General features: G+C 41.9%; 21 protein-coding genes. 20 read left to right on the top strand and 1 reads right to left on the bottom strand.

Annotated features, from left to right (window positions below; genetic code table 11):
• The first annotated feature begins 2 nt into the window (after positions 1 to 2).
• The 6 genes from AC6CHU_RS03580 to spoVM all read left to right on the top strand — a co-directional run bounded on the left by AC6CHU_RS03580 (position 3) and on the right by spoVM (position 5,279).
• Positions 3 to 767 (top strand): Stp1/IreP family PP2C-type Ser/Thr phosphatase, encoded by a 765-nt coding sequence (locus AC6CHU_RS03580; protein ID WP_498120072.1) that lies wholly within the window; start codon positions 3 to 5, stop codon positions 765 to 767.
• Complete coding sequence (gene pknB / locus AC6CHU_RS03575; RefSeq protein WP_498120070.1) at positions 760 to 2,754, top strand: Stk1 family PASTA domain-containing Ser/Thr kinase; 1,995 nt, start codon at positions 760 to 762, stop codon at positions 2,752 to 2,754. Before AC6CHU_RS03580 ends, pknB begins: the two co-directional genes overlap by 8 nt.
• A gap of 15 nt (positions 2,755 to 2,769) precedes the next feature.
• A complete protein-coding gene (gene rsgA / locus AC6CHU_RS03570; protein WP_159862621.1) occupies positions 2,770 to 3,651 on the top strand; it encodes a ribosome small subunit-dependent GTPase A in 882 nt (293 codons plus the stop codon).
• Between the two features lie 3 nt (positions 3,652 to 3,654).
• Positions 3,655 to 4,305 (top strand): ribulose-phosphate 3-epimerase, encoded by a 651-nt coding sequence (gene rpe / locus AC6CHU_RS03565; protein ID WP_498120068.1) that lies wholly within the window; start codon positions 3,655 to 3,657, stop codon positions 4,303 to 4,305.
• A 69-nt stretch (positions 4,306 to 4,374) separates the two neighbouring features.
• On the top strand, positions 4,375 to 5,022 hold the full coding sequence (locus AC6CHU_RS03560) for a thiamine diphosphokinase (protein ID WP_498120066.1): 648 nt from the start codon (positions 4,375 to 4,377) through the stop codon (positions 5,020 to 5,022).
• A gap of 176 nt (positions 5,023 to 5,198) precedes the next feature.
• A complete protein-coding gene (gene spoVM, locus AC6CHU_RS03555; protein ID WP_019381739.1) occupies positions 5,199 to 5,279 on the top strand; it encodes a stage V sporulation protein SpoVM in 81 nt (26 codons plus the stop codon).
• 144 nt (positions 5,280 to 5,423) lie between these two features.
• Here the strand turns inward: spoVM and rpmB are convergent, their stop codons facing one another.
• Positions 5,424 to 5,612 (bottom strand): 50S ribosomal protein L28, encoded by a 189-nt coding sequence (gene rpmB, locus AC6CHU_RS03550; protein WP_019381740.1) that lies wholly within the window; start codon positions 5,610 to 5,612, stop codon positions 5,424 to 5,426.
• Between the two features lie 441 nt (positions 5,613 to 6,053).
• Between rpmB and AC6CHU_RS03545 the strand changes: the two genes are divergently transcribed.
• From AC6CHU_RS03545 to AC6CHU_RS03480, 14 genes are all read left to right on the top strand, one after another.
• Positions 6,054 to 6,416, top strand: coding sequence for an Asp23/Gls24 family envelope stress response protein (locus tag AC6CHU_RS03545; RefSeq protein ID WP_009330806.1), 363 nt, complete (start codon positions 6,054 to 6,056; stop codon positions 6,414 to 6,416).
• A gap of 16 nt (positions 6,417 to 6,432) precedes the next feature.
• Positions 6,433 to 8,109, top strand: coding sequence for a DAK2 domain-containing protein (locus AC6CHU_RS03540; protein ID WP_159862624.1), 1,677 nt, complete (start codon positions 6,433 to 6,435; stop codon positions 8,107 to 8,109).
• Positions 8,110 to 8,340: 231 nt separating this feature from the next.
• Entirely contained in the window at positions 8,341 to 10,389 is a 2,049-nt protein-coding gene (gene recG, locus AC6CHU_RS03535) for an ATP-dependent DNA helicase RecG (RefSeq protein WP_159862625.1), read from the top strand.
• A 111-nt stretch (positions 10,390 to 10,500) separates the two neighbouring features.
• On the top strand, positions 10,501 to 11,061 hold the full coding sequence (gene fapR / locus AC6CHU_RS03530; protein WP_159862626.1) for a transcription factor FapR: 561 nt from the start codon (positions 10,501 to 10,503) through the stop codon (positions 11,059 to 11,061).
• Positions 11,062 to 11,081: 20 nt separating this feature from the next.
• Positions 11,082 to 12,086, top strand: a complete 1,005-nt coding sequence (gene plsX, locus AC6CHU_RS03525) for a phosphate acyltransferase PlsX (protein ID WP_159862627.1) — start codon at positions 11,082 to 11,084, stop codon at positions 12,084 to 12,086.
• A gap of 26 nt (positions 12,087 to 12,112) precedes the next feature.
• A complete protein-coding gene (gene fabD, locus AC6CHU_RS03520; protein WP_159862628.1) occupies positions 12,113 to 13,060 on the top strand; it encodes an ACP S-malonyltransferase in 948 nt (315 codons plus the stop codon).
• The gene (gene fabG, locus AC6CHU_RS03515; RefSeq protein ID WP_159862629.1) at positions 13,057 to 13,800 is read left to right on the top strand and encodes a 3-oxoacyl-[acyl-carrier-protein] reductase; all 744 of its coding nucleotides are present in this window, start codon (positions 13,057 to 13,059) and stop codon (positions 13,798 to 13,800) included. Before fabD ends, fabG begins: the two co-directional genes overlap by 4 nt.
• Before the next feature lie 92 nt (positions 13,801 to 13,892).
• A complete protein-coding gene (locus AC6CHU_RS03510; protein WP_009330799.1) occupies positions 13,893 to 14,126 on the top strand; it encodes an acyl carrier protein in 234 nt (77 codons plus the stop codon).
• A gap of 769 nt (positions 14,127 to 14,895) precedes the next feature.
• Positions 14,896 to 15,636, top strand: coding sequence for a ribonuclease III (gene rnc, locus AC6CHU_RS03505; RefSeq protein WP_159862630.1), 741 nt, complete (start codon positions 14,896 to 14,898; stop codon positions 15,634 to 15,636).
• Positions 15,637 to 15,680: 44 nt separating this feature from the next.
• The gene (gene smc, locus AC6CHU_RS03500; protein WP_498120062.1) at positions 15,681 to 19,247 is read left to right on the top strand and encodes a chromosome segregation protein SMC; all 3,567 of its coding nucleotides are present in this window, start codon (positions 15,681 to 15,683) and stop codon (positions 19,245 to 19,247) included.
• 171 nt (positions 19,248 to 19,418) lie between these two features.
• Entirely contained in the window at positions 19,419 to 20,426 is a 1,008-nt protein-coding gene (gene ftsY / locus AC6CHU_RS03495) for a signal recognition particle-docking protein FtsY (RefSeq protein WP_159862632.1), read from the top strand.
• A gap of 287 nt (positions 20,427 to 20,713) precedes the next feature.
• Positions 20,714 to 23,086, top strand: coding sequence for a DUF8725 domain-containing protein (locus AC6CHU_RS03490; RefSeq protein ID WP_498120060.1), 2,373 nt, complete (start codon positions 20,714 to 20,716; stop codon positions 23,084 to 23,086).
• Positions 23,083 to 24,018 carry an ABC transporter ATP-binding protein gene (locus tag AC6CHU_RS03485; RefSeq protein ID WP_498120058.1) on the top strand — a complete coding sequence of 312 codons (936 nt, stop codon included), beginning with the start codon at positions 23,083 to 23,085 and terminating at the stop codon, positions 24,016 to 24,018. The genes AC6CHU_RS03490 and AC6CHU_RS03485 overlap by 4 nt, the downstream gene beginning before the upstream one ends.
• Positions 24,015 to 24,863, top strand: a complete 849-nt coding sequence (locus tag AC6CHU_RS03480; protein ID WP_159862635.1) for an ABC transporter permease — start codon at positions 24,015 to 24,017, stop codon at positions 24,861 to 24,863. Before AC6CHU_RS03485 ends, AC6CHU_RS03480 begins: the two co-directional genes overlap by 4 nt.
• Positions 24,864 to 24,875: the final 12 nt, after the last annotated feature.

The following is a 24,875-nucleotide window of genomic DNA, read 5'->3' as shown; positions in this document are numbered from 1 at the left end:
GAATGAAAGCTGTTTTTATGACAGATAGAGGCAAAGTCAGGCAGCATAATGAAGATAATGGCGGCATCTATATTAACAGCGGGGGACAGCGCCTTGCCATCGTAGCAGATGGCATGGGCGGCCACCGTGCTGGTGATGTGGCAAGCGAAATGACTTTAACGAATTTAAAAGGATTCTGGGATCAAACAGATTACTTTCAGACGGCCGATGAGGCTGAAGGGTGGCTGCAGAAGCATATTGCAGAGGTCAACACCATTCTGTATGAACATTCGAAAGTGAATGAACAGTGCGAGGGTATGGGGACTACTGTTGTTGCTGCGATTTGTACCGACCGTTTTGCGACTATTGCAAATATCGGAGACAGCAGATGTTATATTTTAAATGAATCAGGTTTTCAGCAGCTGACGGAAGATCATTCCCTGGTGAATGAACTTGTAAGGTCAGGGCAGATTACAAAGGAAGATGCCGAGCATCACCCAAGAAAAAACGTTCTGCTGAGAGCATTGGGAACTGAAGCAGCTGTTGAGATGGATATTAAAACCATTACATTCGAAGAAGGCGACTTATTATTATTATGCTCTGACGGATTATCTAACAAGGTGGCTGTGCCTGATATGAGTGAAATTCTCAATAGCGGAGGTACACTGGAAGAAAAAGCCTCAGTGCTGATAGAAAAAGCCAATGATAATGGCGGAGAAGATAATATTACGCTCGTGATTGCTGAGTATTATGAAAGCAATGAGAGCGGGATGATAAATGATGATTAAGGGAAAAAGATTAAGCGGCCGCTATAAGATTATTGAAATGATTGGCGGAGGAGGCATGGCAAATGTCTATCTGGCCCATGATATGATTCTTGATCGTGATGTAGCCGTGAAAGTGCTTCGGATGGACTTTGCCGAAGATGAAGAATTTATCCGCCGTTTTCATCGTGAAGCCCAGTCTGCTACCAGCCTAGCCCACCCGAATATCGTCAATATCTATGATGTTGGCGAGGAGGATACAATCTATTATATTGTGATGGAATATGTAGATGGACAAACGTTAAAGCAATACATACAGCAAAACAGCCCTATTCCCATAGATGATGCTTTGGAAATTTTGAAACAGCTGACCTCAGCCATCTCTCATGCACATCAGAACCATATCATCCATAGGGATATTAAACCGCATAATATTTTGATAGACAGGCATGGTAATGTTAAGATTACTGACTTTGGAATTGCAATGGCTTTAAGTGCAACCAGCATAACCCAGACCAATTCGGTGTTAGGCTCTGTTCATTATCTTTCTCCTGAACAGGCAAGAGGGGGAATGGCCAATAGAAAGTCTGATATCTATTCCCTTGGCATTGTTATGTTTGAGCTGCTGACAGGCAGACTTCCTTTCTCAGGTGAATCTGCTGTATCAATAGCACTTAAACATCTGCAGTCGGAGACGCCTTCGCTTAAGAGATGGAATCCCTCCATTCCGCAAAGTGTTGAAAATATCGTTTTAAAAGCAACCGCCAAAGATCCTTTTCACAGGTATGATTCTGTTGAAGAAATGGAAGAAGATATCAGAACAGCTCTAGAGCCCGAAAGGCTGCATGAAAAGAAATTTATAGTGCCGATTGACGATGATGCAACCAAAGCTATCCCTGTTATTACAGATGACGGCTCATTTCAGAGTATGGACGAAACCCTTGTGCATGCAAAGGATCCAAAGGGTGACACGCAGCCTGCAGCAAAACCTCTCCCTGAAAAGAATAAGAAGGAGAAAAAGAAGAAAAAAAAGAAAAAGAAATGGCCAATCATACTTGTATCAGTCTTTATGTTTTTGATTGTGACAGCAATCCTGGCTATAACCGTTTTCCCTGATCTTTTGGAGCCAAAGGATGTTCAGGTTCCGGATGTGTCCGGCAAAGAGGTGGAAGATGCAGTGGCAGAGCTAATTGCCGCAGGATTTACGGTTAGGGATACAAAGCCGATCAGTGACCCTGATGTTGAAGAAGGCCTGGTTGTTAAAACAGATCCAAAAGCAGGCAGGACTGTCAAAGAGGGAACTGCCATTGATATCTATGAAAGCTCAGGCAAGGAAAAATTTGAATTAGCAGATTACCAGGGAAGGCAATTTGATGATGTTGTCCGCCTTCTTGAAAGCAAAAATTTTAAAAGCATTGAAAAAAACGAAGAAACTAATGATAGTGAGCCGGCCGGGACCATCTTGGATCAAAACCTATCAGATGGTGATCTCGTCGTTCCGGAGGATACGGAATTGATTTTCACTGTCAGCAAAGGCCCAGCGCCGATTGCATTAAAAGATTTACGCGGCTATAACGAAAAAGGTCTGCAGGAGTACGAAGAATCTTCCGGATTGAAAGTTGATTATGGGGAAGAAGAGTATCATGAGGAAGTCCCTGAAGGGCTTGTTATCAAACAGGATCCGGCTCCAGGAACTAATCTGACGAGGGGACAGAAGGTGACAGTGGTTCTTTCGAAGGGAAAAAAAGAGCTCCTTCCTAAGACTGAAAATATTGAGATCAGTGTTCCATATGAGCCTGCCTCCGAAGGTGAGCCAAACGAAGTTCAGATTATCATTAAAGATATGAATAATACAGGTTCTGAACCCATGCATACAGAGCTGATATATGAAGATGTGGTAATACCAATCGATCTGACAATAGCCCCTGGACAGAATGCCTCCTATAAGGTTCTGCGGGATGGCCAGGTTTTTGAGGAAAAGGAAATACCTTATCCGGATGAAGAATCATAAGCAAGGAGTGTTGCTATGCCTGAGGGCAAAATCATTAAAGCCTTAGCCGGGTTTTATTATGTATTAAGCGGCAATGAAGTCATTCAGTGCCGCGGACGCGGAGTTTTTAGGAAAAATAAAGTTACACCGCTTGTCGGTGATGAAGTTGTATTTCAGGCTGAAAGTAATACAGAAGGATACATCTTAGAAGTAAAGGAACGGAAAAATGAGCTGATTCGTCCGCCGATTGCCAATGTTGATCAGGCCATTCTAGTATTCTCAGCTGTTGAACCGGGCTTTAGCACTTCTCTTTTAGATCGTTTCCTGGTTCTGGTTGAATTTAATCATATTAAGCCGCTCATCTGCATTACTAAAATTGACCTGGCGGACGAGGATGAGTATAGGGAAATTCAGCAATATGCAGCGGATTACCGCAAAGCAGGCTATGATGTCTTGCTGACCTCCTCTGAAACAGAAGAAGGCGTTAAAGATCTTATGCCCTATCTGGAAGGTGAGATATCTGTTTTTGCCGGACAGTCAGGGGTAGGGAAATCTTCTTTGTTAAATGTTTTAAGACCGGACCTGGAGCTGAAAACAAATGATATTTCTTCACATTTGGGCCGGGGGAAGCATACGACCAGACATGTAGAGCTGATCGAGGTTGGAAAAGGGCTTGTTGCTGATACACCGGGTTTCAGCTCACTTGAATTCACAGATATTGAACTGGAGGATCTCAATTATTGCTTTCCGGAAATACAGGAAAAAAGCGAACTTTGCAAATTTAGAGGATGCCTGCACATGGCTGAGCCTAAATGTGCTGTAAAGGCCGACTGTGAAAAAGGTGAAATACCAGCCTACAGGTATGAACATTATAAAACCTTTCTGCAGGAAATCAAAGATAGAAAGCCGAGGTATTAATTTATGGTAAAAATAGCACCTTCTATTTTATCGGCAGACTTTTCTAAATTGGGAGAAGAGATTAAAGATGTTGAACGCGGCGGCGCCGATTATATTCATGTGGATGTAATGGACGGCCATTTTGTGCCGAATATCACAATCGGTCCATTAATAGTTGATGCCATCCGTCCTGTTACCAAGCTGCCCCTTGACGTTCATTTGATGATAGAAGATCCGGATAGCTATATTGAAGCATTTGCTAATGCGGGGGCAGATTACATCACTGTTCATGCAGAAGCATGCAAGCACCTTCACAGAACGGTTCATTTTATTAAATCCTTAGATGTCAAGGCAGGAGTGGTTCTAAATCCAGCTACACCAGTTAATATGTTAGAGCATGTTATCGAAGATATTGATATGGTATTGCTTATGACTGTTAATCCCGGTTTTGGAGGGCAAAAATTCATTCCAGCTGTTCTTCCGAAGATTTCAGCCGTTAAGGAATTGGCTAACTCAAAAGGTCTAAACATCGAAATTGAAGTGGACGGCGGAGTTAATGAAGAAACAGCCCAATTGTGTATTGAAGCTGGAGCGAACGTGCTGGTTGCTGGGTCAGCAATTTATAATCAAAAAGACAGAGCTGCGGCGATTGCTGCTTTAAAGGGTTCGCATTAATAAAAGCCAGCTGGAATACAGCTGGCTTTTTGTCATTTAAGATACATAAAATGAATGGAGCAATGTATAATGATTATCAATATTTTAGCCGGCGGCCCTGATGACCTGCTGCCTGATCTGAGTTCGTTAAATGATACTGCTGATATTTGGGTCGGGGTAGACAGAGGGGTACTTACTCTAATTCAAAGAGGGATTCAGCCGCAAAAGGCATTTGGTGATTTTGATTCGGTGTCAACAGACGAGCTTCTTATCATTGAAGAAAATGTAAAAGAGCTGAACAGGTTCAAGCCGGAGAAGGACGAAACGGACATGGAGCTTGCCCTGAATTGGGCACTCGGCCAAAAACCTGAAAAAGTCCGTTTACTTGGTGCAACTGGCGGCAGGCTGGACCACTTGTTTGCAAATATTCAGCTGCTAATAAAGCCCGCACTTGCGGAATTCTTAGTTCCTGTTGAAATTATTGACAAAACGAATATGGTTTATATTAAGACTCCGGGGCAGTACAGCATAAAGAAATATTCAGAATTCAAATATATTTCTTTTGTTCCGATCACAATGGAAATTAAAGGCCTCACCCTAAGAAATTTCAAGTATCCGCTGACAGATCGCACCGTATTTGCCGGTTCTACTCTTTGTATCAGCAATGAACTTATTGATGATTGTGGTACTTTTTCTTTTACTGAAGGCATATTAATGGTTGTAAGAAGCAAGGATTAAATGCCGGGCAGATGCTGCCCAGCAGGATGCAGGAAGCTGGATAAATGTCTTAGCATGAATTGCTTTCTGATCATTTTTTGTAATCATGAGTACTCATCTTTCATTATTTGAATAAGATGGTAAAGACGATTTAAGGACAGAATGGATGCGTAAGATCGTGAGGAGGGACACGAGTAATGAGATTTTATACAATCAAACTTCCTAAATTTCTAGGAGGCATTGTGCGTGCCATGTTAGGGACCTTCAAAAAAGGGTAGACACCCATAAATTAAAAAGAAAATAGCATCTAAACTTGGCACCTCATTGGGGTGCTTTTATTTTTTGCCTTAATGGGAGAGAATGTTAAGGGGTCATAGAAGGAAAATAAAAAAGGACATCCAAAAGGGATGTCCCTGAGCATGTTAGACGCGCTCAACTTTACCTGATTTAAGTGCTCTTGCAGAAACCCAAACACGTTTAGGTTTACCGTCTACAAGAATACGTACCTTCTGAAGGTTAGCACCCCAAGTGCGCTTGTTAGCGTTCATTGCGTGAGAACGTGCGTTACCTGAAGTTGTTTTTTTACCAGTTACTACACATTTGCGTGGCATGTATGTTTCCCTCCTTACTAAAAGCATAAGCTGAAACTATTTTTCAATGCTTTCATTTGCAATAGTCAGATTCATCCATCTGAATTAATGCGGAATCCCTTTGCGGGTTTCGGCATTAAAAGATACTTTAATAATTTATCATACAACCCTTCTGATTGCAATAGTTTGCTTTCAAGAAAATTTCCTTGACATAGGGGGCTGGAGCATGAGCTATAATAGGGATAAAGAAGTATGACTTTCAATATCAAAGCTCATATAGTAGAATATTATAAGGTATGCTTTAAGCTTGGAGTTAGAAAGACCGCTGCCCGGCTAGAAAGAGAATGGTATCTTGCCGGCAGGCTAAGCCTCGGGAGGGTTCAATTCAGGCCAGCACTATCGTTAGGCGGGAGTGCTTGAAGAAACTTTTATGTAAAGCAATTTCTAAAGGGGGAACGAACCATGTCCATTGAATTAAAAACAAATTTCGGGCAAATTGATATCTCTAATGATGTAATTGCAACAATAGCGGGTGGTGCAGCAGTGGACTGCTACGGCATCGTAGGAATGGCCTCTAAAAATCAAATTAAGGATGGCCTTACAGATATCCTGCGAAAAGAAAATTTTACCCGTGGTGTAATTGTGCGTCAGGAAGAAGATGAAGTACATATTGATATGTATATTATTGTTAGTTACGGAACGAAAATTTCCGAGGTTGCCCATAATGTGCAATCTAAAGTGAAATACACCCTTGATAAAACAGTTGGGCTTAGCACTGACTCGGTTAATATTTACGTTCAGGGAGTTCGAGTAACGAACCCGTAGTGAGGAGGAAAGACTTGTGTCAAAAAAAGATTTAGATGGGAAGCTTTTTGCAGAAATGGTCATACAAGGAGCGAACCATTTATCTGCTAATGCAAAATTAGTGGATGCCTTAAATGTTTTCCCTGTTCCTGATGGAGACACAGGAACCAACATGAATTTGTCAATGACTTCCGGAGCAAAGGAAGTAAAAGCTAATATCCAGGAACATATTGGAAAGGTAGGCTCTGCTCTTTCTAAAGGATTGCTGATGGGAGCACGGGGAAACTCGGGAGTAATCCTCTCCCAGCTGTTTCGGGGCTTTTCAAAAGCGATTGAACAAAAAGCAACCATCAATGGAAAAGAGTTTGCCGACGCCTTGAATGCTGGGGTAGAAACGGCCTATAAGGCTGTAATGAAGCCGGTTGAAGGAACAATCCTTACCGTTGCTAAAGATTCCGCCAAGAAAGCGGTCCAGGCTGCGGATCATGAAGATGATATCATCGTGATTATGGAGGAAGTTCTGAAGGAAGCCAAGGCTTCCCTAAACCGCACTCCTGATCTTCTTCCTGTTTTAAAAGAAGTTGGAGTTGTAGACAGCGGCGGCCAGGGCCTTGTTTTTGTGTATGAAGGATTTCTTGCCGAGTTAAAAGGCGAAAAACTTCCTGATACACCGGCAGCCCTTCCGAAGATGGATGACCTGGTAAGTGCAGAACACCATAAAAATGTTCATAGCTTTATGAACACCGAGGATATTGAGTTTGGCTATTGCACTGAATTTATGGTTAAATTCGAAGATGAAAAGCTTGCTGCCAATCCTTTCTCAGAAGACAGGTTCCGCCAGGATTTAAGTCAATATGGCGATTCCCTGTTAGTAATTGCTGATGAGCAGCTTGTTAAAGTACATATCCACTCTGAACAGCCTGGTGATTGCCTGACATACGGACAGCGCTATGGCAGCTTAATCAATATGAAGATTGAAAATATGCGCCAGCAGCACACCAACCTGGTCGAAGACGTCCCTACACCTTTAGCAGCTCAAGCTAAGCCTAAAGAAAAACAGGAGTACGGTATTGTGACTGTATCAATGGGCAGCGGCATCGCAGATCTTTTCCGAAGCATCGGCGCACATGCGGTCATTGAGGGCGGGCAGACAATGAATCCGAGCACGGAAGATATCGTAAAAGCCATTAAAGAGGTAAATGCAAAAAAAGTAATCATTTTGCCAAATAATAAAAATATCATTATGGCTGCACAGCAGGCTGCAGAAGTGACAGAAGAAGAGGCAGTAGTTGTTCCTTCAAAAACTGTTCCTCAGGGAATGGCTGCACTTCTTGCTTTTAACCCAAGTGCTGAACTTGCAGAAAACGAAGAAGGCATGACAGATGCCCTTCAGCATGTGAAAACAGGCCAAATAACATTTGCTGTCCGTGATACAAGCATCGATGGCCTTGAGATTGAAAAAGACGATTTCATGGGTATTGCAGACGGGAAAATTGTTGTGAAAAACAAGGATAGAGTCCAGGCTGCTAAAGATCTTCTGGAAGGAATGATCGACGCTGACTCTGAAATCCTTACCGTCTTAAAGGGTGAAGATGCATCAGAAGAGGATGTAGACTCACTTATCAGCTATATAGAAGATAAATATGAAGATATTGAAGTCGAGATCCACGATGGCAAACAGCCACTATACTCTTTCATTTTCTCAATTGAATAACCAATAAATAAAGCGGGGGCCCAGCCTTCGCTTTTATCCATTTCAGCCTATTTTTAATGCTTGTAAAACATAAATTTTTATTGGCCATTAAAGTATCTTTCTTGCATATTCAAATCATAATGTGCTAGTTATAAAGCAGGTGCTTCATAAGCCTGTAAGAAAAAGTAACGGAACAGGGAGGGGTGGCGGACTGTCTGAAAGAAAAATAAAATTGGCAGCCGTTCAATTAATGTGAATCCAAATTTAATCCAGTCTGTTACAGCTGTAAAAGGCATCGGAGAGGAATCGGCTGAATTACTCGCTGATATGAATATACACACTGTAAAAGACTTGCTCGAATATTTACCATATAGATATGAAGATTACAGGCTCAAGGACCTGGCAGAAATAAAGCATGATGAAAGAGTAACCGTTGAAGGAAAGGTCCACAGTGAACCTTCACTTGCTTATTACGGCAGGAAACGCTCCAGGCTGACAGTTCGAGTGCTTGTAGGACGATATCTCATACAAGTGATCCTATTCAATCAGCCTTATTTGAAGAATAAAATAGTATTAAACGAAACTGTTACAGTTACTGGAAAATGGGATCAGCATCGGCAGGTCATTACAGCCAGTGAACTGAAAATTGGAAATGCTTCTAACAATAAGGATTTTGAGCCGGTATACGCAGTAAAAGGGAATATCACAGTTAAAGGAATAAGGCGGTTTATTAAACTGGCTTTCTCACAGTATGGGAATGAAATATTGGAAACTTTGCCTGAAAAATATCTAATGCAATATAGACTTTTAAATAGGCAGGATGCTATAAGATCGCTTCACTTTCCTGCAAATGATCAGGAACTCAAGCAGGGCAGACGGCGTTTTGTTTATGAGGAGTTTTTCTATTTTCAATTAAAAATGCAGGCACTAAGAAAGATTGAAAGAGAGCATTCAAAAGGGATTGCGCAGGCATATGATCTTTCAAGATTAATGGAGTTTATTGACTCACTGCCATTTGCTTTAACCGGAGCACAAAAAAGGGTAGTTAATGAGATCCTGACTGATCTGAAATCTCCATACCGGATGAACAGGCTATTACAGGGGGATGTTGGCTCCGGCAAAACAGCAGTTGCGGCGATTGCTCTTTTTGCCAGCAGGACAGCAGGCTTTCAGGGAGCCTTAATGGTCCCGACTGAAATCCTGGCAGAACAGCATGCGGAATCATTAAATACGATGCTGGTGCCGTTTGGGCTGCGGTGTGAGCTCCTGACAAGCTCTGTAAAAGGAAAGCGCAGAAGAGAAATTCTCCAGCACCTGAAGGATGGAGAAATTGATGTTCTCATTGGCACGCATGCACTTATTCAGGAAGAAGTGGAATTTAATAATCTGGGGCTTGTCATTACGGATGAGCAGCATAGATTCGGGGTCGGGCAGCGGCGTATACTCAGGGAGAAAGGTGAAAATCCTGATGTTCTGTTCATGACTGCAACGCCGATCCCAAGAACATTGGCTATAACAGTCTTTGGTGAAATGGATGTATCCATAATAGATGAAATGCCGGCAGGACGAAAAGCAATTGAAACCTATTGGGCAAAACCTGAAATGCTTGACAGGGTACTTGGTTTTATGGAAAAGGAACTCTCAGCAGGTCAGCAGGTATATGTGATCTGTCCCCTTATTGAGGAGTCAGACAAACTGGATGTTCAAAACGCAATAGATGTCCATGCAACATTGATGCATCATTTTCATGGCCGTTATAATGTCGGTCTCATGCATGGCAGGATTCATCCGGATGAAAAGGAAAATGTTATGAAAGCCTTCAGCCGAAATGAAAGCCAGATTCTTGTTTCCACCACGGTGGTTGAGGTCGGTGTAAATGTTCCGAATGCAACGATGATGGTGATCTATGATGCGGAGCGGTTTGGGCTTGCCCAGCTGCATCAGTTGAGGGGCAGAGTAGGTAGAGGAGATAAACAATCCTATTGTGTACTTCTGGCTGATCCTAAATCGGAAGTTGGAAAAGAACGCATGAAAATCATGACAGAAACAAATGATGGTTTTGCTCTAAGTGAAAAAGATCTTGAACTGAGAGGTCCTGGAGACTTTTTCGGAAGAAAACAAAGCGGGCTGCCGGAATTTAAAGTCGCCGACATGGTCCATGATTACCGCGCACTCGAAACCGCTAGAAACGATGCAGCAGCTCTAGTGGAATCGAATGAATTCTGGCATGCAGATGAGTATCTGCCTTTGCGGCAATATTTAAAGGAAACAGGAGTACTGGAAGGGGAAAAACTCGACTAGAAAAAAGTTGATGAGAGCAGATTGCAGAAAAGTTCTTTCTTGCAATCTGCTTTTTTTGATTATATACTACTATTAGTACCTAGTCTTAATATCTCGGACGGTGGGATTTTAATGAAAAGAAATAAAAAAGAACGCCAAGCATTATTAACGGACACAATAAAAGAAAATCCTTTTGTCACGGACGAGGAACTTGCAGAAAAATTTTCAGTTAGCGTCCAGACAATCAGACTCGATCGGCTGGAATTATCGATTCCCGAATTGCGTGAGCGAATCAAGCATGTTGCCGAAAAAAGTTTTGAGGATGAAGTGAGATCTTTACCAATAGAAGAAATAATCGGTGAAATAATAGATATAGAATTGGATAAAACGGCAATATCCATTTTCGATGTGAAAAATGAACATGTCTTTAAGCGTAATGGAATTGCCAGGGGCCATCACCTTTTTGCACAGGCCAATTCACTGGCAGTTGCTGTAATAAATGATGAGCTGGCATTAACGGCAAAAGCCAATATTCAATTTACCAGGCCAGTGAGATTAAATGAGCGTGTCATCGCAAAAGCAAAGGTCCTTACAATTGACATTGACAGCGGAAGAACGATAGTTGAAGTCAATAGCTTTGTGAATAACGAGCAAGTATTTAAAGGCGAATTTGACATGTTCAGAAAAAAATAATCACTAAAGGATGAAGCATCATGAAAATTGCCATAGACGCAATGGGAGGCGACAATGCCCCAAAGGAAATTGTCCTTGGGGCAATGAAAGCTGCCGCAGAATTTAAAGATGTACATATTACCCTTGTAGGCGATCAGTCAAAAATAAACCAATACCTTACTTCAAATGAGCGGATTGACATTTTACATACAGAAGAAGTCATCTTGCCGGATGATGAGCCGGTAAGAGCTGTCCGCAGAAAGAAAAAGGCATCAATGGTACTTGCAGCGCAGCTTGTAACAGATGGTAAGGCGGATGCCTGCATTTCGGCAGGAAACACGGGTGCTCTTATGGCAGCAGGCCTTTTTGTTGTTGGAAGGATTGAGGGCATTGAACGCCCGGCATTATCCCCGACTCTTCCAACAATTGGGGGAGAAGGATTCCTTTTGCTCGATGTAGGGGCAAATGTGGACGCGAAGCCTGAGCATCTTCTTCAATATGCCATTATGGGTTCTATATATACCGAAAAGGTCCGCGGAGTTTCCAACCCAAGAGTAGGCCTTCTAAATATCGGAACAGAAGAGAAAAAAGGCAATGAGCTGGCAAAAAATACATTTGATCTGCTGAAGAAGGCAGATATCAATTTTATCGGAAATGTAGAGGCGCGCGATTTGCTTGAAGGAGCTGCGGATGTGGTAGTGACGGATGGCTTTACAGGCAATATGGTGCTTAAGACAATTGAAGGTACTGCCTTATCAGTATTTAAAATGCTGAAAACAGCTCTGACCAGCAGCTTAAAAACTAAATTGGCAGCAGCAGCCTTAAAGCCTGATTTATACCAGCTGAAATCTCAAATGGATTATTCTGAATACGGCGGTGCAGGTTTATTTGGATTAAAGGCGCCGGTTATTAAAGCGCATGGTTCTTCTGATGCAACAGCTTTATTCAGTGCAGTGAGGCAGACCAGGAACATGGTCGAAAACAATGTTGCTGATACGATTAAGGAAGCAGTTGAAAAAGAAGCCCAAAAACCAGCTCTTAAATAAACAATTTAAACTTGGGGGGAAGCACGATGGGTAAAATCGCATTTATATTCCCTGGGCAGGGATCCCAGGCCGCAGGGATGGGAAAAGCCTTAGCTGCACAGGATGATAAAGTAAAATCATTTTTCGAAAGAGCCGATCAAAAACTTGGATTTTCATTATCGTCCCTTATTTTTGAAGGGCCTCAGGAGCAATTGACTTTGACAACAAATGCACAGCCTGCACTGTTGACCACTGGCATTGCCATTCTCGATTATTTTAAAAGATCTGGAATAACACCTGATTTTGTGGCGGGCCATAGCCTTGGGGAGTATACAGCACTGGTAGCTGCGGAAGCTATTTCCTTTGAGGATGGAGTGTATGCTGTGCGTAAGCGTGGGGAATTCATGGAAGAAGCAGTTCCTAATGGCGAGGGAACAATGGCTGCTGTATTGGGCCTTGACAGGGACAAGCTTACTGCAGTTACAGAAGAGGTTTCTGCAGGTGGAAATCCGGTTCAGCTTGCAAATTTGAATTGTCCTGGACAAATTGTCATTTCAGGTTCAAAAGCAGGAGTGGAACTTGCTTCTGTGAAGGCTAAAGAAGAAGGTGCCAAGCGTGTGCTTCCACTGGAGGTAAGCGGCCCGTTTCATTCCCAATTAATGAAGCCTGCTGCGGAGAAGTTCAGGGGAATCCTTGACGAAATTGAGATTAAAGATGCAAAGGTTCCAGTCATTGCCAATGTAACCGCATCTGAAATGACTTCCGCTTCAGAAATAAATGGCAGATTAATTGAACAGCTGTATTCTCCTGTACTCTGGGAGGATTCAATACGCAGGATGATTAAGCTTGGAGTAGATACATTTATAGAAATTGGGCCAGGAAAAGTACTGTCAGGCTTAGTGAAAAAGGTAGATCGTTCCCTTAAAACGTATGCCGTTTCAGATGCGGAATCATGCAAGGCAGTTACTGAATCCTTGAAGGAGGAATTGAGATGAAGCTAGAAGGAAAAGCCGCTTTAGTAACAGGTGCTTCCCGAGGAATTGGAAGAGAAATCGCTTTGGGTCTTGCCAGGCAAGGTGCAGATATTGCGGTTAACTACTCCGGAAGTGAGGCAAGGGCAAACGAAGTTGTTGACGAAATTAAAGCATTAGGCCGAAATGCATTCGCTATTCAATGTGATGTGTCGAACAGTGATTCTGTTGCCGGCATGGTGAAAGAAACCGTTGAAAAATTCGGGAAGCTGGATATTCTGGTTAATAATGCAGGGATTACAAAGGACAATCTGCTTATGAGAATGAAGGAAGACGAATGGGATGATGTTATTAACATTAACCTGAAAGGTGTTTTCCTGTGTACAAAAGCTGTTACCAGACAGATGATGAAACAGCGCAGCGGCCGCATTATCAATATTTCATCCATTGTGGGTGTCAGCGGAAATCCTGGACAGGCTAACTATGTCGCTGCCAAATCGGGGGTAATCGGCCTGACAAAAACCTCAGCAAAGGAACTTGCATCGAGAGGGATTACAGTCAATGCCATTGCACCGGGCTTTATCACAACTGATATGACGGATAAGCTGAACGAGGATGTAAGGGAGCAAATGCTGAAGCAAATTCCATTGGCACGCTTCGGGGAACCTGAAGATATTGCAAATGTGGCAGTGTTTCTTGCTTCAGAGGACAGCCGTTATATGACTGGCCAAACCCTGCATGTTGATGGCGGAATGGTCATGTAAAATTGTAACAGGCTTGTAATGCAAATTTTTTTATAAAACCTTTCAATAAAGGCTAAAAATAATCTATAATACTTGAGGGGAGGTGAACAAGCATGGCAGAAGTATTAGAACGTGTAACAAAGATCATCGTGGACCGTCTTGGTGTTGAAGAGTCTGAAGTGAAATTAGAGGCTTCTTTCAAAGATGATCTAGGTGCTGATTCCCTTGATGTAGTAGAATTAGTAATGGAATTAGAAGATGAGTTCGACATGGAAATTTCTGACGATGATGCTGAGAAAATCGCAACAGTCGGTGACGCTGTAAATTACATAAAAGCTAGCCAATAATCGTTAGTAGGACCACTCTGCAGTGAGGGAATCCCCCTCACTGCAGCAATTTTTATCAGCAGATGTTTATTGTCCGGTGTTACCTGCAGCATTGAAAGGCACCATAGAATTAAGCTTCCGGTCTGCACCAGGTGACTGTGGACAGTAAATATGTTTCTCAAAAGCTCCGTTTGATAACGGGGCTTTCTTCTGTGAAAATGGCCGTGCCATATGAAACATAAATAGCTTTATATAGAAGTTTTTTTGCGTTTTTCCTCTTTATTACGTAAACTTAGGGAAGAACAATTAATTAAAATTTTTGAATGTATATTTACTTAAACCTTATGACTTTGGGGCTGGAATTTTTTTCATTGAGTTGATTGGGGCGAAAGGTGCGAGATCCTCGAAAATGATTGTTTATTTTTTTCCGGACCCTGTTCTTTCAAGGAGGATCTCGAACAGCCCATTGGCTTGCTTAGGACAGTGTAAATCAAGGTCTAGTTATTTTTAATGGCTGTTTTCGTAAAGTTTGTTGCTTTTTCATAACCTAGTTTACTTTGCTGAGTTGATTGGTGCGGAAGGCACTTGACTCCAGCGGGAGGAGAGGGAAGTGTGAGACCCCGCAGGCGAAGCCGAGGAGGCTCGCATTCCTCCCCGCGGGTTCGCTGCGTGCCTTTCGCTGCAATCAACGGACAGAATTCACAAACCAGAACAACAATCTTTCAGAAAAGGGCCTTTTTAATCGAGAATAAAACTTAAAGAATATTAATATTAGCAAGGTGGATGCATTATGCGCAGCAATAAAGATAAAGAAAGAAAATCATTTCGCGCAATCGAAAAACAATTTAAAGAATTCCAGACGGAAATCGGAATTCAATTTGAAAATGAAAAATTACTAAAGCAGGCTTTTACCCATTCATCATATGTGAATGAGCATCGGAGAAAGCCTTATGAAGACAATGAAAGACTGGAGTTTTTGGGTGATGCCGTCCTCGAACTGACTGTTTCAAAATTCCTTTACCTCAAATATCCAATGATGAGCGAGGGTGAGTTAACGAAGCTGAGGGCTGCAGTTGTCTGCGAACCATCCCTGGTCTCATTTGCCCACGAATTGTCATTTGGCAGACTGGTACTCCTCGGTAAAGGTGAGGAAATGACAGGAGGAAGAACCCGACCGGCTCTGCTTGCTGATGTATTCGAGGCCTTTATTGGTGCATTATACCTGGACAAAGGATTGGATACAGTTGTTGGCTTTTTGGAAAAAGTTGTTTTTCCAAAGATTGATTCTGGTGCTTTTTCGCATGTGATGGATTTTAAAAGCCAGCTGCAGGAGCTTGTGCAGCGGGATGGTGCAGGTGCAATTGAATATAAGATCCTTCAGGAAAAGGGGCCTGCCCACAATCGGGAATTTGTTTCCACTGTTTCTCTAAATGGCAGAGAACTTGGGACAGGCACCGGCCGATCCAAGAAAGAAGCGGAACAGCATGCGGCCCAAATGGCTCTTGAAGTATTAAAAAACCATATAAAGTAAAACATCAAAGAGCAGATACATGAGGTGACAGAGGGGGACCAAGGTTGTTTTTAAAAAGGCTTGATGTAATTGGATTTAAGTCGTTTGCTGAGCGGATAACGGTTGATTTTGTTCCTGGGGTCACAGCGGTTGTCGGTCCGAATGGCAGCGGGAAAAGCAATATAACTGATGCCATCCGCTGGGTTTTGGGGGAACAATCAGCTAAGTCCCTTCGCGGTGCAAAAATGGAGGATGTCATTTTTGCAGGCAGCGATTCCCGGAGAGCGCAGAATTTTGCAGAGGTGACGCTTACTCTTGATAACGCCGATCAGGGTCTGCCGATCGAATATAGCGAAGTCAGTGTTACAAGAAGAGTCTACCGGTCAGGTGACAGTGAATACCTGATCAATAAGCAAACATGCAGACTTAAAGATATCGTAGATTTATTTATGGATTCAGGCCTTGGCAGGGAAGCCTTCTCAATCATAAGCCAGGGCAGAGTTGAAGAAATTCTAAACAGTAAAGCTGAAGAGCGCCGGACAATATTTGAAGAAGCTGCTGGCGTGCTTAAATACAAGATAAGAAAGAAAAAGGCGGAAGGCAAGCTTTCCGAAACCCAGGATAATTTAAACAGGGTAAACGATATACTTCATGAACTGGAAACTCAGGTAGAGCCGTTAAAAATACAGGCCTCTATTGCAAAAGACTATTTGCAGCAGAAGGAAGCACTTGAGAAGATAGAGGTTGCCCTCACAGTTTATGAGATAGAGGAGCTCCATTCAAAATGGGAGCAGCTTTCACGCCAGCTCGAGCAGCATACAGAAGATGAAATGAAGCTCTCGGCAGTAATCCAGAACAAGGAAGCGAAAGTCGAAGAGTTAAAGGATCAGATTGCTGCAATTGATGAATCAGTAAATGATCTGCATGATGTTCTCCTTTATGCAAGTGAAGAGCTGGAAAAATTGGAAGGCAGAAAAGAAGTTCTCAAAGAGCGGAAGAAAAATGCCAGCCAGAATAAAGACCAGCTCCATAGAAACATGAGAGAACTTACAATGAAGATTGCTGAGTTAAAAGAGCAGGAAGAAAAGCACTCTGCTCTTAAGAAAGAAGTGAAGTCAGAAGCAGTCAGGCTTCAAAAAGCATTAAAGGAAAAGCAGGAGCAGCTAAAGCAATATAGTGAAAACACAGAAGAGAAAATTGAGTCGCTGAAAAGTGATTATATTGAAGTGCTGAACAGCCAGGCAGCCTCAAGAAATGAATTGCAGAATATTAATCAGCAGCTGAACCAGCAGGATCAGCGCAGTTCAAGGCTTGAAACGGATAATGAAAAATATATTGCTGACCGCAAGAAAAACGAAGAGAAAAAACAAAAGATACAAATAGATCTTGAAAACTTGCAAAAGGAAATAGAAAATCAAGTACATGTTTTCCGCAATGAAAGCCGCAAGCTTGAATCATTAAAGACCAATTACCAAAAACAAGAAAAAACCTTGTATCAGGCTTATCAATATTTGCAGCAGGCAAAATCCCGTCAGGAAATGCTTGATGAAATGGAAGAGGATTTTTCGGGTTTTTTCCAAGGTGTAAAGGAAGTCTTGAAAGCAAGAGGCGGCAAGCTGCAGGGAATTGAAGGAGCCGTAGCTGAATTAATACAGGTGCCAAAAGAGTATGAAATTGCGATTGAAACAGCTCTTGGCGGTGCTATGCAGCATATCATCGTACAAAATGAACAGGATGGGAGAAATGCCATTCAATTCCTGAAAAAAAATTCTTACGGCAGAGCCACTTTCCTTCCGTTAAGTGTAGTGAAAGGGAAGAAGCTGGGTACCGGGCAATTGAAAACGGTTCAGGGGCACCCTGCTTTTATCGGTGAAGCAGCTTCACTGATACGATTTGATGGAAGACACGAGCCTGCTATTGAGAACTTGCTTGGCAATGTGGTTATTGCCCGGGATCTCAAAGGTGCCAATGAACTTGCGAAGCTTCTTCAATACCGTGTGAGACTCGTAACAATTGACGGAGATGTGGTTAATCCCGGCGGTTCCATGACCGGTGGAGCGGTGAAACAGAAAAGTACTTCAATTCTCTCCCGTAAAGGTGAACTTGAAGAGCTTAAGTCCAGAATTGTGGATATGGAATCCAAAACAGCAAATCTCGAAAAGCAAGTAAAACTGCAAAAAAGCGAAATTCAAAAACAGGAATTACACATAGAACAGCTTAAAAAAACAGGTGAAGAGCTTCGGCTGAAGGAACAGAAGGTAAAAGGAGAGCTCTTAGAAGCTGAGTTCGAAGAAAAAAGCATTAATGAGCGCCTATCCCTTTATGATATGGATAAAGCACAGTTTTCTCAAGATATTGAAAGGCTGCTGGCAAGAAAGGGAGAGCTTGCAGCTTTATTAGATCAGCAGCAAAAGCAGATAGCCAGCCTTGATAATGAGATAAAAGCATTAACAGAAAGAAAAAACACCCAGCAGACTTCAAAGGAAACTGTTGTATCTGAAATTAATGAGCTGAAAATCAGCTTCGCTTCCAAGAGTGAGCAGCTGAACCATGCTGAGGACAAGCTTGCAGCTATAAATTCTGAGCTTGCTGTGACCCAAGAGAAGCAGAAAACCGTTAAAGAAGATTTAGAGCTCCTTTCATCCGAAATGACAAACAGCTCTTCAGGTGAACAACATTTGGAAGAAGCAGCACAGAAAAAACTGAAGGAAAAGAATGAAACGCTTGAACTGATTTCTTCAAGAAGGAATGAGCGTTTAAAGCTCCAAGCTTCTTTAGAGGACCAGGAGCTTGAGGCGAAAGAATTGAAACGCCAGCATAAAGGCCTTGTAGAAGTTTTAAAGGATGAGGAAGTTAAGCAGAATCGGCTGGATGTTGAGCTTGAGAATAGGCTGAATCACTTAAGGGAAGAATACCTGCTGTCTTTTGAAGCGGCTAAAGAAGAATTCCAGCTTCAGATTGATGTTGACGAAGCCAGAAAGCGTGTAAAACTCATAAAGCTGTCTATTGAGGAACTTGGAGCTGTAAATCTTGGAGCAATCGAGGAGTATGAAAGAGTATCGGAACGCTATGAATTCCTGCTTGAGCAAAAAACTGACCTTCAGGAAGCAAAAGATACACTATTCCAGGTTATTGATGAAATGGATGTTGAAATGAAAAGGCGATTTGAAGAAACGTTCGAAGGGATCCGTTTTCATTTTGAGTCGGTTTTCCAATCTTTATTTGGCGGAGGCAGAGCAGATCTGCGCTTGACCCAGCCTGATGATTTATTGAATACAGGTGTGGAAATTGTCGCGCAGCCTCCAGGAAAGAAATTGCAAAACCTCGGATTATTATCCGGGGGAGAAAGAGCACTTACAGCAATTGCATTATTGTTTTCCATTTTGAAAGTAAGGCCTGTTCCATTCTGTATACTTGATGAGGTTGAGGCTGCTTTGGATGAAGCGAATGTACAAAGATTCAGCCAATACTTAAAGAGATACAGTGCTGAAACCCAATTTATTGTGATCACCCACAGAAAAGGAACAATGGAAGAAGCGGATGTCCTTTACGGTGTTACCATGCAGGAATCCGGTGTCTCCAAACTGGTTTCTGTGCGGCTGGAGGAAACAAGGGAATTAATTACTCAATAGGATCTTTAAGGCGGGACGGTTATAACACTGTTCCGCTGCTATACATAAAGGAAGTTTTGTAATTTAGCTGATCCGAATAAGTTGTTTTACTGAATTGATTAAAGCGGAAGATGCGAGACTCATTCGGAACAAACAGCATGCAGCAAAAAGCTATTAAAAGGAAGTGAAAACATGAGTTTCTTTAAAAAACTAAAAGAAAAAATCACTAAACAGACAGATAGTGTTACAGAAAAGTTTAAAGACGGACTAACCAAAACCCGCGATAATTTTTCAAATAAGGTAAATGACCTTGTTTCAAGATATCGGAAAGTAGATGAGGAATTTTTTGAGGAACTGGAAGAAATCTTAATTGGAGCGGATGTCGGTTTTGACACTGTCATGGAACTGGTTGATGAACTGAGAAAAGAAGTGAAGCGCAAGAATATTCAGGATCCGCGCGAGGTTCAGGCAGTTATTTCTGAGAAGCTTGTAGATATTTATGACAGTGCAGGAGAAACTTCTACAGAATTAAACATTCAAAAAGATGGACTTACAGTAATCCTGTTTGTAGGTGTTAATGGTGTCGGAAAAACTACGACAATCGGAAAACTTGCCCATAAGTTCAAGAGTGAAGGAAAAAGTGTCCTGCTTGCGGCAGGTGATACTTTCCGTGCGGGAGCAATTGAACAGCTAGAGGTATGGGGTGAACGTGTCGGTGTAGATGTCATTAAGCAGGGAGCCGGCTCTGACCCTGCAGCTGTCATGTATGATGCTGTCCAGTCTGCCAAGTCCCGCAAGGCTGATATTTTAATATGTGATACAGCAGGGCGCCTTCAGAACAAAGTTAATCTAATGAAAGAATTGGAAAAGGTCAAGCGCGTAATTGAAAGAGAAGTACCTGGTGCCCCTCACGAAGTATTGCTTGTTCTTGACGCTACAACCGGACAAAATGCCATGATACAGGCAAAGACCTTCAAAGAAGCAACAGATGTTTCCGGGATTGTTCTTACAAAGCTGGATGGTACTGCAAAAGGCGGCATCGTTCTGGCAATCAGAAATGAGCTGGAAATACCGGTGAAATTTGTAGGTTTAGGTGAAAAAATGGATGACCTTCAGGAATTTAATGCAGAACAATATGTGTATGGCCTTTTTGCCGACATTGTCGAAAAAGAAGCAGATGCAGAAGAAGAGGAAGAATAAAAAATATCCTGACAAAACAGCCTGAGAACATTCTCAGGCTGTTTTTTTACGGTATTTAAATAAAAAACAGTTTGAAAATTACATTTATTAGTGTAAAATTACACTATGTAGTACTCTTCCTTGTTTTTGTCTGAAAGACAAATAATTTTATATTCTCAGGAACTTTTTGTCATTAGTCTGCGTCTATAAAATGGAAGAAGTTATCAGAATGAGAAAAATTTATAGTCGTTAAGGAAGTCTATAAATATTAAAAGCAGATACTTAAGGTATTAAAAGGGGAGATTGGGTTGCGCAGAAAAATAAAAGTTATTATTATGGCTTTCTTCTGCTTTGTATTTATGTTTCATCCATTTCAATCAGCAGAAGCTGCCTCAGGCATTAAAGTTAGTCTGGATGAGGGCTTTGGCGGAAAAGTAAAAAGAGGTGAGGGATTCCCTCTTAGGATTAAGATGGAAAATACAGGTGAGGCATTCAGCGGGAATTTGCTGATAAGTTACCATCCTTCTTACAATACCAGCGGTGCAGTAACTGTAAAAGTAGAGCTGCCGGCCGGTTCAGCAAAGGAATACCTGGTTACGGTACCTGGAATAACGGAGGATCATCCCTCCATGTATCAGAACATTCCCTTGCTGACTCTTTATGAAGGAGATTGGAAAGACGGGAAAAAAGTCAGTTTTACTGGTGAAAAAACATTAAAGCCGAAATTTATAGATATGGCAACTGAAGTAATTGGCGTTCTTAGTGAAAACTATGATCGAGTAAAAGAGCTGAGGACACTGCCATCTAAATCGATGCTTGAGCTTAAAAGGGAAGATTTGCCCGATGACGCCACAGGATTGGAAACGCTCGATTATCTGATTATTGATGAATTCAAGATTTCCCAGCTTAGTGACCAACAGCAAAAAGCGATAAAGGACTGGGTTTTCCGCGGTGGAACTTTGATTGCAGGAGGAGGACCGGATGCAGGCGGCACATATGGAGAGCTGTATTCTCTGCTGCCGATGAAATTAGAAAATGAATCATCCGCTGCTGTCAAATTCCTGCAGCCGGCAAAGGGAGAAGAGCCGGAATTTCAAGAGCTCAACTTTTTTACTGGCCCGGTTGAAAAGAGTGCAGAAGTTATTGCTAAAAGCGGTGATCTCCCTGCAGCATTGAAGAAGGAGTATGGAAGCGGGACGATTTTACAGACGGCTTTTTCATTGGGGGATGAGCCTTTATCTTCATGGCAGGGGTATGACACATGGTTTGATGGCTATATTAAACAGGCATCAGGTGCAGGCACTGGTTCAAGCCCCTATTCACAGGATTATCTGGACCAGCTTTATTGGGAATTTGCAGAAGTAAATGAATTCTTTCCTGCATCCAATTTTTCAGTCGGACAGCTTATTGGACTTTTCGCCGGCTATATTATTCTCATAGTGCCTGTGCTTTATTTTGTGTTAAGAAAGCTTGATAAACGGGAGCATTCCTGGTGGATCATTCCTTCTATAGCCATACTGATGGGGGCAGCTGTCTTTGGAATGGGAGCAAAAGACAGAATTTCTCAGCCGCAGCTGAATCAGATGGGGATATATAAGTTGAATAACAATCTGCTTACCGGATACCAGGCTTCAACCCTGCTGTCAAATAAAAGCGGTGAATATATCCTCTCAATGCCAAAAGGTGAATTTAATGCTGTGGTTTATTCTAACAATTCAACGTCTTCTGATCCTCTAAGAGGCGGAATCATGGCTGAAAAAGTAAAATACAATGAGATTATTTTCCCTGAGGTGGGGTATTGGTCATCCAAAACCATCTACGGAAAAGCTCAAACGGAAATAAATGGGGAATTAAAAGCGGACCTGACTCTTAAAGAAAAAAAATTAACCGGAACTATCAAAAATGAGAGTGACTTTAATTTTGAAGAATTATATATTTGGTCAGGCAATGATGCAATAAAACTGGGTTCAATCAAAAAAGGTGAGACAATTAAAGTAGATAAAACGATAAAACAGTCCCTCTTGAGCAGACCGTACGGCGGAACATTTAATGGAGCATCCCCTGCCAATGGACAGCATGACATTAATAGGTTAAGAAAAGAAAGGCTTGAAAGTGCCTCTTCTACGTTCCTGCTCGGAGATGCATCTCAGCCGGTCCTGGCAGGTATTACAAGAGAATCTGTCATTGATGTAGCAATGAAAGGAAAGAAAGCCAAACAGAATAATACCAATTTGATTCTTCAGCCATTTGAGGCTAAAAATGAGTTTTCCGGCTCATTTACATTGAAGGAAAGTATGATGGCAGCTGATTGGCATGTGTCTAAGGGCCAAATTTATGAAAAAGGCATAGGCAGCACAAGTGGTGAAATGATGCTTGAAGACGGAGAATATGAATATTCTTTAAGTCTTCCGAAGCAGATGAAAGAGAAAAGCTATAGTCTCGAAGAAATTTCCTTAAAGATTAATAGCCAAAGCGTTCAGTATTCAATTAAAAACCATAAATCAGGTGAATGGCTGCCGATTGAACCGGATCAAAGGAGCTTAAAGCTGACAAGTAAAGATGACTTATCACAGTATGTTTCAAAAGATGGCCGATTTATTTTGAAGCTTATTAAGTCTTCACAGGGAGATCCTTTCGTTCAATTACCTGCTGTAACAATTAAAGGGGAGGTGGCAAAATGATCGAAATAATAGATTTAACGAAACGGTATGGAAAATTCACAGCACTTGATTCCTTAAACCTTAATATTGAAAAAGGCAGTGTTTTTGGCTTTGTCGGACAGAATGGTGCAGGAAAATCAACAACCTTCTCGATTTTGGCAACCCTGCTTGCCCCAACTTCGGGATCGGCTTTTGTCAACGGGTATGATGTGCAAAAGGAGCCTAAGCTTGTGAGAAAGCAAATAGGCTATATGCCGGACTTTTTCGGGGTTTATGATCAGCTAAAGGCTGATGAATATCTGCACTTTTACGGAGCAAGTTACGGAATTCCATTTGCAGAACGCGAGAAGCTGATTCCGCAGCTGCTCGACCTTGTTAACTTATCACATAAAAGAGAGTCATATGTGGACCTTCTATCAAGAGGCATGAAACAGCGCCTCTGTCTTGCCAGATGCCTAATTCATGATCCCGAAGTCCTGATCCTGGATGAGCCGGCATCAGGACTTGACCCAAGAGCAAGGGTTGAAATGAGGGAGATATTAAAAGAATTGAAAAGTATGGGCAAAACGATTTTAATATCTTCACATATTCTGCCAGAGCTTGCAGAGATGTGCGATACCATCGGCATTATTGATCAGGGTAAACTGGTGGCTCAGGGGTCGGTTGCTGATATCCAGGCACAGCTCAGAGGAGAACGGCTGATTCTTGTAAAAGTTCTTGGAAATGTGGAAACTGCCATTTCCTTTTTTGAAGATGATCCTAAAATTTCCAAATTATCATTGCATGAAGAAGGGGCATCTATCCAGTTTATTTATAAAGGGACTGCTGAAGAGCAAAAAGAGCTTCTTAAAAGGGCCATTTTGAATAATCTGGCAATCACCAGCTTTGCTGAAGTGGAAACAAATCTGGAAGATGTCTTTATGGAAATTACAAAGGGAGTTGAGCTGACATGAAGAATTTAATCGTGAATCCAGTACTTAATAAAGAATTCAAGCTCCGCTTCCGAAGCTTTAAAAGCTACCTTGGTGTCCTTTTTTACCTATTGGCATTAGGGATTATCATTGTTGGTTTTATTATTATTGAATCACTGTCAAACAACATGCCGGGATTTTTTAAACCGGATCAGAGCCGGACAATGTTTATGGTTTTATCTATACTGCAGCTTGGCCTGATTCTGTTTATAACCCCGGGATTAACAGCAGGGGTTATCAGCAGCGAAAGAGAGAGGCAGACCTTAAATATCATGCTAACGACCACCCAAAGCTCTTCAAGCATCATATTAAGCAAGCTAATTTCCTCCATTTCATATTTAATTTTGCTGATTGCGGCAAGTTTGCCTCTTTATAGCTTTGTGTTTTTATTTGGAGGTATTTCTCCAGGACAGCTCCTCATCACAATGGGATTTTATTTGTTTACGATCCTGGTTTATGGAAGCATTGGAGTTTTATTTTCGACACTGATTAGAAAAACCATTGTCTCGATGGTTACCACCTATGGGGTTACACTATTTTTAGCAGGCGGAACGGCATTCCTAACTTTGATTTTTATGCAATTAACAAATGCCTACGGGTATTCAGGGACTCAGCCGACAAATCCTCTGCCATATTTCCCGGCTATGCTCAATCCGGTCATTATTCTGATGAGTACCTTTGAGCCTGAAATGACCAATGAAATAACAAGATCAACAGGCATTGAATTTCCTTTGTGGATTTCATACTTAATTTCTTACACATTGATTTTCATTGGAGCTGTGCTGCTTAGCATAAAGAAACTTCGTCCCAATATGAAAAAGGGTTAGCAGTTTATTCGG

It is taken from the genome of Cytobacillus sp. GQ23 (genome assembly GCF_059758675.1).
This window is presented reverse-complemented; position numbering and strand designations above follow the sequence as displayed.

Excerpts from the sequence above, each read along its gene's own strand:
- AC6CHU_RS03580 (WP_498120072.1), top strand. The coding sequence starts at position 3 with ATGAAAGCTGTTTTTATGACAGATAGAGGCAAAGTCAGGCAGCATAAT.
- pknB (WP_498120070.1), top strand. The coding sequence starts at position 760 with ATGATTAAGGGAAAAAGATTAAGCGGCCGCTATAAGATTATTGAAATG.
- rsgA (WP_159862621.1), top strand. The coding sequence starts at position 2,770 with ATGCCTGAGGGCAAAATCATTAAAGCCTTAGCCGGGTTTTATTATGTA.
- rpe (WP_498120068.1), top strand. The coding sequence starts at position 3,655 with ATGGTAAAAATAGCACCTTCTATTTTATCGGCAGACTTTTCTAAATTG.
- AC6CHU_RS03560 (WP_498120066.1), top strand. The coding sequence starts at position 4,375 with ATGATTATCAATATTTTAGCCGGCGGCCCTGATGACCTGCTGCCTGAT.
- spoVM (WP_019381739.1), top strand. The coding sequence starts at position 5,199 with ATGAGATTTTATACAATCAAACTTCCTAAATTTCTAGGAGGCATTGTG.
- rpmB (WP_019381740.1), bottom strand. The coding sequence starts at position 5,612 with ATGCCACGCAAATGTGTAGTAACTGGTAAAAAAACAACTTCAGGTAAC.
- AC6CHU_RS03545 (WP_009330806.1), top strand. The coding sequence starts at position 6,054 with ATGTCCATTGAATTAAAAACAAATTTCGGGCAAATTGATATCTCTAAT.
- fapR (WP_159862626.1), top strand. The coding sequence starts at position 10,501 with ATGAAAAGAAATAAAAAAGAACGCCAAGCATTATTAACGGACACAATA.
- plsX (WP_159862627.1), top strand. The coding sequence starts at position 11,082 with ATGAAAATTGCCATAGACGCAATGGGAGGCGACAATGCCCCAAAGGAA.
- fabD (WP_159862628.1), top strand. The coding sequence starts at position 12,113 with ATGGGTAAAATCGCATTTATATTCCCTGGGCAGGGATCCCAGGCCGCA.
- fabG (WP_159862629.1), top strand. The coding sequence starts at position 13,057 with ATGAAGCTAGAAGGAAAAGCCGCTTTAGTAACAGGTGCTTCCCGAGGA.
- AC6CHU_RS03510 (WP_009330799.1), top strand. The coding sequence starts at position 13,893 with ATGGCAGAAGTATTAGAACGTGTAACAAAGATCATCGTGGACCGTCTT.
- rnc (WP_159862630.1), top strand. The coding sequence starts at position 14,896 with ATGCGCAGCAATAAAGATAAAGAAAGAAAATCATTTCGCGCAATCGAA.
- ftsY (WP_159862632.1), top strand. The coding sequence starts at position 19,419 with ATGAGTTTCTTTAAAAAACTAAAAGAAAAAATCACTAAACAGACAGAT.
- AC6CHU_RS03485 (WP_498120058.1), top strand. The coding sequence starts at position 23,083 with ATGATCGAAATAATAGATTTAACGAAACGGTATGGAAAATTCACAGCA.
- AC6CHU_RS03480 (WP_159862635.1), top strand. The coding sequence starts at position 24,015 with ATGAAGAATTTAATCGTGAATCCAGTACTTAATAAAGAATTCAAGCTC.